Source organism: Streptomyces sparsogenes subsp. cuspidosporus (assembly GCF_039532705.1).
Lineage (GTDB): Bacteria > Actinomycetota > Actinomycetes > Streptomycetales > Streptomycetaceae > Streptomyces > Streptomyces sparsogenes.
This window is the reverse complement of sequence record NZ_BAAASD010000023.1, coordinates 1-11,139: the sequence shown is the minus strand read 5'-3', so window position 1 is coordinate 11,139 and position 11,139 is coordinate 1. Positions and strand designations below refer to the sequence as shown.

The window sequence follows — 11,139 nt, the reverse complement described above, 5'->3', positions numbered from 1 at the left end:
AACACAATGAACCACAACTCAACAGCCCCGTCAATGAGCGTGAAGGTGACCGGACAAAGCAGGAGAATTCGGATACCTTCACCGAACGTTTGTGGTGCATTCCGTTCTGGCGACGAAGCGAGTGACTCATGCACTATCTGGCCGAAGGGCTTCGGCTCCCCACCAACGCGCTCGACTACTCCATTCTCATCCTCTACTTCGTGGTCGTCCTGGGGGTCGGATTCGCCGCCAGAGCGAGCGTCAAGACCAGCCTTGATTTCTTCCTGTCCGGCCGGTCACTGCCCGCGTGGGTGACCGGTCTCGCGTTCGTCGCCGCCAATCTGGGCGCCCTGGAGATCCTCGGCATGGCCGCCAACGGCGCCCAGTACGGCGTGTACACCGTGCACTGGTACTGGGTCGGCGCCATCCCCGCCATGGTCTTCCTCGGCCTGGTGATGATGCCCTTCTACTACGGCTCGAAGGTGCGGTCGGTCCCCGAGTTCCTGCTGCACCGGTACGGCCCCTCCTCCCACCTGCTCAGCTCGATCATCTTCTCGATCGCGTCCGTGCTGATCGCGGGCGTCAACCTCTACGCGATGGCGATCGTGGTGGAGGCGCTGCTGGGCTGGCCGCAGTGGGTGGCCATCGTGGTGGCCGGCCTCTTCGTCCTCGCGTACATCACCCTCGGCGGGCTCTCCTCGGCGATCTACAACGAGGTCCTGCAGTTCTTCGTCATCCTGGCCGCGCTGATCCCGCTCACCGTCGTCGGCCTCAAGCGGGTGGGCGGCTGGAGCGGGCTGTCGGACTCGCTCACCGAGAGCCACGGGGCGAACTTCACCTCGGCCTGGGGCGGCACGGGCATCGGCAGCGACAATCCGCTGGGCGCCAACTGGCTGACCATCGTGCTCGGCCTCGGCTTCTGCCTCAGCTTCGGCTACTGGACCACCAACTTCGCCGAGGTGCAGCGCGCGCTGTCCGCCAAGAACCTCTCGGCCGCCCAGCGCACCCCGCTGATCGCCGCCTTCCCCAAGATCTTCATCCCGCTGATCGTGGTCGTCCCCGGCCTGATCGCGCTGGTCGTCGAGCCGGGGATCGGCACGAAGGAGAGCGGGTTGCAGTACAACGACGCGATCCCGCTGCTGATGCGCGACCTGCTGCCCAACGGGGTGCTGGGCGTCGCGGTGACCGGACTGCTCGCGGCGTTCATGGCCGGCATGGCGGCCAATGTGTCGTCCTTCAACACCGTCTTCACCAACGACATCTGGAGGGCGTACGTCAAGAAGGGCCGCCCGGACGCGCACTACCTGCTGACCGGGCGCGTGGTGACGGCGATCGGTGTGCTGTGCGGCATGGGGACGGCCTTCATCGCCTCGTCGTTCAGCAACATCATGAACTATCTGCAGACCCTGTTCTCGTTCTTCAACGTGCCGCTGTTCTGCGTCTTCATCATCGGCATGTTCTGGAAGCGGGCCACGGCCGCGGCCGGGTTCTGGGGGCTGCTCGCGGGGACCGTGGCCGCGATGATCAATTACTTCTGGCTCTACAAGGGGGGCGTGATCTCCATCCCCAGCGACCAGGGGGCCAACTTCGTCTCGGCGATCGTCGCGTTCGTGGTCGGCGGCGTGGTGATGGTCGGGGTCACGCCGTTCACCAGGCCCAAGCCGGTGGAGTCGCTGGCCGGCCTGGTCTACGGGACCACCTCCCCCGGCCTGGCCGAGCCCCCCGCGGCCGGCGACGAGGCCTGGTACCGCAAGCCGGCCCTGCTGGGCTGGGGCGCGATCGTCCTGGCCGCGCTGTGCTACGTCCCGTTCTCCCTTTGACCCGCGAGCCCGATCGGAGGCGAGTCCTCACATCATGAGTGAAGAGTACGAGTACCAGCGCGAGGTCGAGGAGCTCGAGGGGAAGTCGGCGACCGCGGCCCGGCTCTTCGACGTACGGCGGATCATCGGGGGCCTGTTCGTGGTCTACGGCATCCTGGTCACCATCGCCGGGATCACCGCCTCGGACGCGGACCTGAAAAAGGCCGAGAACATCAACATCAACCTGTGGACGGGCCTGTCCATGCTCGTCGTCGGGCTGCTGTTCCTGCTGTGGCTGAAGCTGCGACCCACAGCCGCGCCGCACACCGCGCCCGAGCCGCGCCAGGAGGGCCCCGGCCCGGTCCCCAGGCGGGACACGGACGAAGGCTGAGCCACGGCGGCGGGGCTGTGCGGCGCGCGCAGCCCGGCGGGGCTCAGGGCGGCGGCGCGCGGCCCGGCGGGGCTCAGGGCGGCGGCGCGCGGCCCGGCGGGGTTCAGGGCAGCGGCGCGCGGCCCGGCGGGGCTCAGGAGGGGGCTCAGGGCGGCGGGGCCAACGGCGGCGGGAAGCCACGGCGGGGCTCAGGGCGGCGGCGCATGGTGCGTCGCCGCCCGCTCCAGCAGCCCCGTGCGCGCCGCCAGGGCCGCCGCCTCCAGCCGGGAGCCCACCCCCAGCTTCATCAGCACCCGCTGGACATGCGTGCGCGCCGTACTCGGCGCGATCCCCATGCCCGCGGCGATCAGCCTGGTGTCCTCGCCGTCCGCGACCCGCATCAGCACCTCCACCTCGCGTGGGGTGAGCATCCGCAGCAGCCGTGAGCCCTCGTCGTCCGGCTGCGCGGCCGGGTTGAGCAGCTCCGCGAACGCGCCCTGCAACAGCTGGGGCGCCACCGCGGCCTCGCCCGCGCGCGCCTTCACCATCGCCCGCTCGACGCCCTCGATGCGCTCGTCGTGGCGCACATAGCCGGAGGCCCCGGCCGCGAACGCGGCCGCTATGCCGCGCGGGCTGGGCACCGGGCCCAGCACCACCACCGCGACCTGCGGCCGCTCCTTCTTTATCCGTACGACCGGTTCGAAGGCGCCGGGCTCGGCGGGAGCCGCCGTGCCCAGCAGGCACACCTCCGGTGCCCGGCTCACCACCAGCTCCGCGGCCCCCGCGCTCGGCGCGGCCGCCGCGAGCACCCGGTGCCCGCGCAGCTTCAACGCCGAGGCGAGCGCCTCGGCGAGCAGCCGGTGGTCATCGACCACCATGAGTCGCACGCCCATGAGCTCCCCCCATCCGCTCGGGAACGGAGTCCCGGCCGCCCCGGACCACCACGTCTGCCGTCCGCGCGAGCACCCCCTCGGCCGCCGGGCCCGTAACGAGGCCAATTCCTTGTCCCCGGGAAGCTACACGCTTGTTCGACGTCGCGCGCCCCTTACCCGGAAGAAGCCCCCCGGAATGCCGAAATCCCGGCCATTCGCGCCTACTTGACCTCTACTCACGCCCGAATCGGACTGATACGGGCGGCCGGGCGGCCGAAAAACGGCGGTGGCCCCGCCCGTACGCGCCCCCTGGCGAAGGGGACGACGTACGGGCGGGGCCACCGGGAAGCGGCCACCGGGCCGGCGAGCGAGCCGAAGAGGCCGTGCCTCAGCCGCCCGCGCCGAAGATCACGGCGAGCGGGTCGTTCTTGTCGTAGCTGCTGGTGGGCTTGGTGGCGTACGTGTCGCTCATGTACAGCCGCTGGTTGGCGTAGATGACCTCCGACGAGTACTGCACGTTGAAGACGGACTCCACCTGGTGATCGGCCGCCTGGTTCTGCAGCAGCTTGTCCTTCTCGTACGACTTCGGGTCGATCCGCCAGACCGCGCCGCCCTGGTCGTAGCTGCTCTCCTGGTAGGCGAGCACGAAGCCGTCCTTGTCGAGGCCGATCGGCGTCAGCGCCGCGCCCGTGACACCGTCGGTCTTCCCGATGGGCTTGCCGGTCTTCAGGCTGAAGGCGACGATCTCGTTCGCCGTGCCCGACGCCGCGCTGCCGCGGTCCTCCGACCCCATGTAGAGGGCGTTCGCCGACTTGCTGATGGCGATCAGCTTGCAGTGCTCGACGTCGGTCGTCTCACAGTCGGCGTTGTACTTCCCGCCCTCCGTGGAGATCTTGCTGACGACCTTGCCCTCCTTGTGGCTGTCGTCGATCGTCAGGAAGTCGGAGACCGAGGCGCCTGTCGAGTCACCGGCGTCGAGGCCGATGACCAGCGGGTCGGTGGACGCCACATGGACGTAGTCCAGGCCCGAGGAGACCTTGTAGCTGGACTTCACCTTGCCGTTCTTCGGGTTGAGCGTCTGCACCTGCAACTGCGGGTTGTCGTACTGGCCGCACCGCCGCACCGCGATCAGCTTGTCGCCGCCGCCCGCGTAGCCGTCGTCCGAGCACTCCTCGCCGGGCTGCGGCTTCCACAGCAGCTTGCCGTCGATCGACCAGGCCGCACCGCCGCTGGTGCCGCCCGCGGCCACGGTGCCCCCGCCGAGGGTCACCTCGTCGAAGCGCAGCTTGTCGTCGCCGTCGCTGACGTGCTTCTGCCAGAGCATCTTGCCGTTGTTCAGGTCGAACAGCCCGACCTCGGTGCAGGAGGGGTACTTGTCCTCCTTGGAGGGCTTGGCCTCGGCGAAGAGGATCGTGGTCAGGCCGTCCTCGCTCAGGTGGTCCGAGGACCAGCAGACCTCGCCGGCCAGCGGGATCGTCCACTTCGGGCTGCCGCCGTCCAGCGGGTAGCCGACGACCTTGTAGACGTCGGCCTTCACGAAGGTGTCGTCGGTGACCCACATGCCCTGGGTGGTGATCTGGTCGCTCACCTTGGGCATGTCGATCTTGTTGATCAGCTTGGCGTCGATGGTCTTGGGCGCGGGCACGTCCTTGCCGCCCGTCGTCCCCGAGGTGTCGTTCTGGCTGGTCTTCTTGTCCTTGTCCGGGTCCTTGGCCTGGTCGCCGCCGCCGTCGTCCTTGGTGGCGAAGAAGATGCCGCCGACGACTATCAGCGCCACCGCGACCACCGCGCTGATGATGATCATCATCCGCTGCTTCGACTGCTTGCCGCCGCCACCCGGGCCGCCCTGCACGGGGCCGCCGGGGAACGGGGCCTGGGGCGGGTATCCGTACTGCGGCTGCGGGCCGGGCGGGTAGGTCGCCGCGGGCATGGACACCTGGGTCGGCTGCGCGTGCACGGACTGCGGCTGCGGATAGCCGTAGCCGCCGGCGCCCTGCGGGGGTGTCTGGGGCATGCCGGACGGAGGGGTCTGCGGGGGGCCGGGCGGGGGCGGCGGCGGGGTCTGGTGCGGTGGGGCCGGGGGAGCCTGCGGCGGTTGGCCCGGCGCCTGCGGGTAGCCGTAGCCCGGCTGGGCGGGCGGCGGTCCCGGCGGCTGCTGCGGATAGCCGTACGAGGGGTCCTGCGGTGCGCCGAAGCCGCCCTGCGGCGGCTGGTTGGGCGGCGGAGGCGGCTGTGACATCGGAATTTCCTTTGTGCGCGGGCCCGTGAGCCGACCGGTCTCCCCCGCGATCCCGGGGTCAAAGCCCGCCAGGAAGGAGCGAATCGGACACGGAACCCACCAGTGAGCGGCAGACAAGCGGGAGTTCTTTGTATCACCCGCCCCTGTCGGGCCCAGGGCCGGTCTCACGCTCATCGATCAGCTGAGACCGGCCTGTGACGCGACCGTTGCCCTCGTCCACACCGCCTTCACACGCCGGTCCCGCGCGCTGCTTTCGCCCACCGCTTTGACTCGCCGGGCCGGGCGCCGCTCTCGCCCGCCGCTGCCCGCCGTGCCGTGCGGCCGCGCGGCCGGCGCTACGCGTCCTCGGCGAGCTCCAGCCAGCGGGTCTCCAGCTCCTCCCGCTCCGCCGTCAACTCCCGCAGCCGCGCGTCCAGCTCCGCGACCTTCTCGAAGTCCGTGGCGTGCTCGGCGATCCGCTCGTGCAGCTCCGCCTCCTGCTCGCCGATGCGGTCCAGACGCCGCTCGATCTTCTGCAGCTCCTTCTTCGCGGCGCGCTGCTCGGCCGCCGACTTCTGCGCCACGCCCGTCTGTTCCGCGGCCTTCTGCCGGGCCGGGGCCGCCGGTGCCGCGGCGGATTCCTTCACGCGCTGCCGCCGCTCCAGGTACTCGTCGACGCCGCGCGGCAGCATCCGCAGGGTGGCGTCGCCCAGCAGCGCGAGGACGCGGTCCGTCGTCCGCTCGATGAAGTACCGGTCGTGGCTGATCACCACGAGCGAGCCCGGCCACCCGTCGAGCAGGTCCTCGAGCTGGGTCAGCGTCTCGATGTCGAGGTCGTTCGTCGGCTCGTCGAGGAACAGCACGTTCGGCTCGTCCATCAGCAGCCGCAGGATCTGCAGCCGGCGCCGCTCGCCGCCGGAGAGGTCGCCGACCGGCGTCCACTGCTTCTCCTTGGTGAAGCCGAACTTCTCGCACAGCTGCGAGGCGGTCATCTCCCGCCCCTTGCCCAGGTCGACGCGCTGCCGCACCCGCTCCACGGCCTCCAGCACCCGCCAGGCCGGGTCCAGCTCCGCGACCTCCTGCGAGAGGTACGCCAGCTTCACGGTCCGGCCGACCATCACCCGGCCGGCCGCCGGCTGCCGCTCGCCGTCGCTGCCGGCCGCCTCGGCCATGGCCCGCAGCAGCGAGGTCTTGCCCGCGCCGTTGACGCCCACCAGGCCGATCCGGTCGCCGGGGCCGAGCTGCCAGGTCAGGTGGGTCAGCAGCACCTTCGGGCCTGCCTGGATCGTCACGTCCTCCAGGTCGAAGACGGTCTTGCCCAGGCGCGAGTTGGCGAACTTCATCAGCTCCGCGCTGTCCCGCGGCGGCGGTACGTCCGCGATCAGCGCGTTCGCCGCCTCGATCCGGAAGCGCGGCTTGCTGGTGCGGGCCGGGGCGCCGCGGCGCAGCCAGGCCAGCTCCTTGCGGACCAGGTTCTGCCGCTTGGCCTCCTCGCTGGCCGCGATGCGCTCGCGCTCGGCCCGCGCGAACACGTAGTCGCTGTAGCCGCCCTCGTATTCGTGCACCACGCCGCGCTGCACGTCCCACATGCGGGTGCAGACCTGGTCCAGGAACCAGCGGTCGTGGGTGACCACCACCAGGGCCGAGCGCCGCGCCCGCAGATGGGCGGCCAGCCAGGAGATGCCCTCGACGTCGAGGTGGTTGGTCGGCTCGTCGAGGACGATCAGGTCCTGTTCGGCGATGAGCAGCTTGGCGAGCGCGATCCGGCGGCGCTCCCCGCCGGACAGCGGGCCGATGACGGTGTCCAGGCCCTGTGGGAAGGACGGCAGGTCGAGCCCGCCGAACAGCCCGGTCAGCACGTCGCGGATCTTGGCGTCGCCCGCCCACTCGTGGTCGGCGAGATCGCCGATGACCTCGTGCCTGACGGTGGCCGCGGGGTCGAGCGAGTCGTGCTGGGTGAGCACGCCGAGCCGCAGGTCCCCGGCGTGGGTGACGCGGCCGGTGTCGGCGGGCTCGAGCTTGGCGAGGATCCGGATCAGGGTGGTCTTGCCGTCACCGTTGCGGCCGACGACCCCGATCCGGTCGCCCTCGTTCACCCCGAGGGAGACGCCGTCGAGCAACGCCCGGGTGCCGTACACCTTGCCGACGGCTTCGACGTTGACCAAGTTGGTGGCCATCACACTCCTGTACGCGGATCGATCGGCATCCCAGGGTAGTCGCCGCGCGGAGCGGCCCGTCGCCGCGAGCGCTCCGCCGTGAGGTCCCGGCCGGGTACTCGGCCGTGAGTACCTCGCCTGAGTATCCGTACGGATGCCCCGCGGGTGATCTTCCTCCTAGCGTCCTGGGCCATGGATCACGCGAGGAGCCCGTGGGCCGGTGCGGGGACGATCGAGGCGGACCGGGAGCAGGAGCCGGCCGGGGCGGGGCGGGCCGACGCCGAGGCCGAGTCGGCCGACGCCCGGCGGCGGTCGGAGCGGGGGAGGTCGGAGCGGGGGCCGAGGATCCTCCGGGCGGTGGCGACCGGGGTCGTGTGGCTGGGCGCCGGGCTGACGCTCATGCTCCTGCCCATGCTCACGATGTCCGCCGGGTCCGACTGCGAGATCGACGACACCCGTTTCGTCTGCACGGACGGCGGCCAGGACACCGTCGTCTACATCGCGGTCTACACCTCGCTGGTCGCCGCCCTGGCCGGCACCTGGGGGGCGTTCTCCCGCCGCCTGCTCGGGCGCGTGGTGTGGGGGGCCTCGCTCGCGGCGCTCGCCGTCGCCTGGCTGGTGAATCTGCTGATCATCGGCGAGTGACCGCTCAGGCCCCGACCGGTCAGGCCCCGACGACGGCCGCCCCCGGCGCCGGCCCGGTGGCCACCCGTACGGCACGGCAGGTGCCCGAGGCGGCCAGGCCCTTGGCGACGGAGGCGGCCGCCTCCGCGTCCTCGGCCAGGAAGGCGCAGGTCGGGCCGGATCCGGAGACCAGCGCGGCCAGCGCGCCCGCGCTGGTGCCCGCGCTCAGCGTGGCGGCCAGCGCGGGCCGCAGGGACAGCGCGGCGGGCTGGAGGTCGTTGGTCACCGCGGCGGCGAGGGCCCTCGCGTCGCCGGTGCGCAACGCCTCCAGGAGGGCCGGGGACGGCTCGGGGTCGGGCACGTCGGCCACCGTCGCGCCCTGGCCGTCGGCCGCGCGCAGCCGGTCGCACTCGCGGTAGACGTCGGGGGTGGACAGGCCCCCCTCGGCCACGGCGAAGACCCAGTGGAAGGTGGAGCCGGTCTGCAGCGGGGTCAGCAGTTCGCCGCGGCCCCGTCCGAGGGCCGCCCCGCCCACCAGGCTGAACGGCACGTCGCTGCCCAACTCGGCGCAGATCTCCAGCAGTTCCGTACGGGGGGCCGCCGTGCCCCACAGCGCGTCGCAGGCCACCAGGGCCCCGGCCGCGTCGGCGCTGCCGCCCGCCATGCCGCCGGCCACGGGGATGTCCTTGGCGATGTGCAGCTGGACCCGCGGCTCGATGCCGTGCCGCGCGGCGAGCGCGAGGGCGGCGCGGGCGGCCAGGTTGGTGCGGTCGAGCGGCACGGCGTGCGCGTCCGCGCCGGAGACGGTGATCCGCAGCTCGTCGGCCGGGGTGGCGGTGACCTCGTCGTACAGCCCGACCGCGAGGAAGACGTTGGCCAGGTCGTGGAAGCCGTCCGGCCGCAGGCCGCCGACCGCGAGCTGGACATTGACCTTCGCGGGCACGCGGGCGGTCACGGATCGGGTCACGGCTGGTCTCTCCTCGGGCTGGTGCGGGCTTTCACGGTCTGGTGCGTGCCCTTGCGGGCCGTTTCGTGTGCCTTTTACGGTCTTCGCCGGTCGCGGTGCGGGGTCACTCCGCCGCGGGCCGCCGCTCCGCGATCGCGGCGAACTGCTCCACCGTCAGCGCCTCGCCCCGCGCCTGGGGCGAGATCCCGGCCGCCGTCAGCGCGGCCTCGGCCGCCGCCGCGGATCCGGCCCAGCCCGCGAGGGCGGCGCGCAGCGTCTTGCGGCGCTGGGCGAAGGCCGCGTCGATCACGGCGAAGACCTCGTCCTTGGTGGCGGTGGTCCGGGGCGGGGAGGCGCGGCGGACCAGGGAGACGAGGCCGGAGTCCACGTTCGGGGCGGGCCAGAAGACATTGCGGCCGATCGCCCCGGCCCGCTTGACGTCGGCGTACCAGGCGGCCTTGACCGACGGCACGCCGTACACCTTGGAGCCGGGCGCCGCCGCGAGCCGGTCGGCGACCTCGGACTGGACCATGACCAGCGTCCGCTCGATGGTCGGGAAGCGGTCGAGCATGTGCAGCAGCACCGGGACGGCGACGTTGTACGGGAGGTTGGCGACGAGCGCGGTGGGTTCGGGCCCGGGCAGCTCGGTGACGCGCAGGGCGTCGGAGTGGACGAGCGCGAAGCGGTCCGCGCGGCCGGGCAGCCGGGCCTGGACGGTGGCGGGGAGGGCGGCGGCGAGCACGTCGTCGATCTCGACGGCCGTGACCCGGTCCGCGGCCTCCAGGAGGGCCAGGGTCAGCGAGCCGAGTCCCGGGCCGACCTCGACGACCACGTCGTCGGGCCGGACGCCGGCGGTGCGGACGATCCGGCGGACGGTGTTGGCGTCGATGACGAAGTTCTGGCCACGCTGCTTGGTGGGGCGTACGCCGAGCCGGGCGGCCAGTTCGCGAATGTCGGCGGGGCCCAGCAGGACGTCTGCGTCGGTGGAGCTCACCGGTGAAGTTTACGGCCCTGGCGCCTACCGGCTCAGCCGGTGGCCGCAGTGCGGCCAGGGGCTCGCGCCCCGCTGCACATACAGCTTCTTGGCGCGGTAGGTCTGCTCCGCCGCGGGCGCGTCCTGCGGCCGGCCCTGCCCGCCGAGGTCGTGCCAGGTGTCCTGGTCGAGCTGGTAGAGCCCGCCGTAGCGGCCGGAGCGGTCGACGGCGTCCGGCCGCCCGCCGGACTCGCACTGCGCCATGGCCCGCCAGTCGAGCCCCTCCGCACCGGCGACGGGCAGCGGCGGCCGGGGCTTGGTGCCGACCCGTACGACGCGGGTCACGGGCTCGCGCACCACGCGGGTGGCGAGCTTCCGGGGCCGCTCCCGGACGCCGTTGACGGTGCGCACCAGGTAGGTGGTGCGCTCCAGGCCCGGCTCGCCGACGGAGGCCACCAGCTCGGTGCCCTGGAGAACGGTGGGGTCCGCGCGCCGGACGGTCTGGAACGGGATGGTCCGGTCGCGCACCTCCTGGCGGCCGGTGATCCGCAGGACCGAGACGGTCTGGCCGTCGCGCGGGAAGCTCTCCCGGGGCACGGAGGTGGTGTCCTGGTCGCGGAGGGTGATCCCGGCCTCCGCCAGGGCGGCGGCGACGGTGGCGGCGTTGGTGCGGATGGTGTGCTCGCGCCCGTCGGCCATGAAGGTGACGCTGCGCTCGGTCCGTACGTGCAGGTCCAGGCCGCGCCGGGAGATCGCGGCGGAGCGGGAGGCGGACAGGTGGGCGCCGTCGGCGCGCACCCCGAGCTGGCGCAGCGCGCCCTCCACGGTGCGGGCGGTGGTCCACACCCGGCGTCGCTCGCCGTCGATGGTGAGGGTGACCGGGCGGCCGTAGCGGACGGCGATCCGGTCGCCGCTGACGAGGGCCTGGCCGGGGTCGGGGGCGACGAGGTCGTGGGCGCCGACCCGCACGTCCTCGTCGGCGAGCAGTTCGCCGACGTCCTCGGCGTAGGTGTGGAGGGTGCGGGCGTTGCCGTCGACGCTGAGCCGTACGGCCTTGTCCTGCGCCACGAAGGCGGAGGTGCCGCCGGCCAGCGCGGCGACGACCAGCGCCTGGGGCAGCAGCCGGCGGAGCTGCTCGGGCCGGTCGGCGCGCTGGCCGCAGCGCGCGGCTCGGCGGGCGGCGGCCCGGCCGCCCCCGCCCC

9 protein-coding genes are annotated in these 11,139 nt (G+C 72.5%); 3 read left to right on the top strand and 6 right to left on the bottom strand.

The features are described 5' to 3' along the window. Window positions 1-128: 128 nt before the first annotated feature. Together ABFY07_RS24645 and ABFY07_RS24640 are read left to right on the top strand one after the other, a co-directional pair. Window positions 129-1,799 carry a sodium:solute symporter family protein gene (locus ABFY07_RS24645; RefSeq protein ID WP_346176581.1) on the top strand — a complete coding sequence of 557 codons (1,671 nt, stop codon included), beginning with the start codon at window positions 129-131 and terminating at the stop codon, window positions 1,797-1,799. 34 nt (window positions 1,800-1,833) lie between these two features. After that, complete coding sequence (locus ABFY07_RS24640) at window positions 1,834-2,169, top strand: hypothetical protein (protein WP_346176580.1); 336 nt, start codon at window positions 1,834-1,836, stop codon at window positions 2,167-2,169. Between the two features lie 188 nt (window positions 2,170-2,357). Here ABFY07_RS24640 and ABFY07_RS24635 read toward each other — a convergent pair whose 3' ends face one another. The 3 genes from ABFY07_RS24635 to ABFY07_RS24625 form a co-directional block, all read right to left on the bottom strand. After that, complete coding sequence (locus ABFY07_RS24635; protein WP_065963638.1) at window positions 2,358-3,041, bottom strand: response regulator transcription factor; 684 nt, start codon at window positions 3,039-3,041, stop codon at window positions 2,358-2,360. Between the two features lie 367 nt (window positions 3,042-3,408). Then, window positions 3,409-5,259: a hypothetical protein gene (locus ABFY07_RS24630; protein ID WP_346176579.1), complete on the bottom strand. Its 1,851-nt coding sequence runs from the start codon at window positions 5,257-5,259 to the stop codon at window positions 3,409-3,411. A 335-nt stretch (window positions 5,260-5,594) separates the two neighbouring features. Then, complete coding sequence (locus ABFY07_RS24625) at window positions 5,595-7,415, bottom strand: ABC-F family ATP-binding cassette domain-containing protein (RefSeq protein ID WP_346176578.1); 1,821 nt, start codon at window positions 7,413-7,415, stop codon at window positions 5,595-5,597. Between the two features lie 171 nt (window positions 7,416-7,586). Between ABFY07_RS24625 and ABFY07_RS24620 the strand changes: the two genes are divergently transcribed. After that, entirely contained in the window at window positions 7,587-8,039 is a 453-nt protein-coding gene (locus ABFY07_RS24620) for a hypothetical protein (protein ID WP_346176577.1), read from the top strand. A 19-nt stretch (window positions 8,040-8,058) separates the two neighbouring features. On the opposite strand, the gene ABFY07_RS24615 is transcribed toward ABFY07_RS24620, so the two are convergent. The 3 genes from ABFY07_RS24615 to ABFY07_RS24605 all read right to left on the bottom strand — a co-directional run. Beyond that, on the bottom strand, window positions 8,059-8,985 hold the full coding sequence (locus ABFY07_RS24615; protein WP_346176576.1) for a 4-(cytidine 5'-diphospho)-2-C-methyl-D-erythritol kinase: 927 nt from the start codon (window positions 8,983-8,985) through the stop codon (window positions 8,059-8,061). 103 nt (window positions 8,986-9,088) lie between these two features. Then, complete coding sequence (gene rsmA / locus ABFY07_RS24610) at window positions 9,089-9,958, bottom strand: 16S rRNA (adenine(1518)-N(6)/adenine(1519)-N(6))-dimethyltransferase RsmA (RefSeq protein ID WP_346176575.1); 870 nt, start codon at window positions 9,956-9,958, stop codon at window positions 9,089-9,091. A 24-nt stretch (window positions 9,959-9,982) separates the two neighbouring features. Next, window positions 9,983-11,139, bottom strand: a 1,157-nt coding sequence (locus ABFY07_RS24605) for a ubiquitin-like domain-containing protein (RefSeq protein ID WP_346176574.1), incomplete at its 5' end; no start/stop codon positions are given.

Coding starts and splice junctions, on each gene's coding strand:
- ABFY07_RS24645 (WP_346176581.1), top strand. CDS start 129: ATGCACTATCTGGCCGAAGGGCTTCGGCTCCCCACCAACGCGCTCGAC.
- ABFY07_RS24640 (WP_346176580.1), top strand. CDS start 1,834: ATGAGTGAAGAGTACGAGTACCAGCGCGAGGTCGAGGAGCTCGAGGGG.
- ABFY07_RS24635 (WP_065963638.1), bottom strand. CDS start 3,041: ATGGGCGTGCGACTCATGGTGGTCGATGACCACCGGCTGCTCGCCGAG.
- ABFY07_RS24630 (WP_346176579.1), bottom strand. CDS start 5,259: ATGTCACAGCCGCCTCCGCCGCCCAACCAGCCGCCGCAGGGCGGCTTC.
- ABFY07_RS24625 (WP_346176578.1), bottom strand. CDS start 7,415: ATGGCCACCAACTTGGTCAACGTCGAAGCCGTCGGCAAGGTGTACGGC.
- ABFY07_RS24620 (WP_346176577.1), top strand. CDS start 7,587: ATGGATCACGCGAGGAGCCCGTGGGCCGGTGCGGGGACGATCGAGGCG.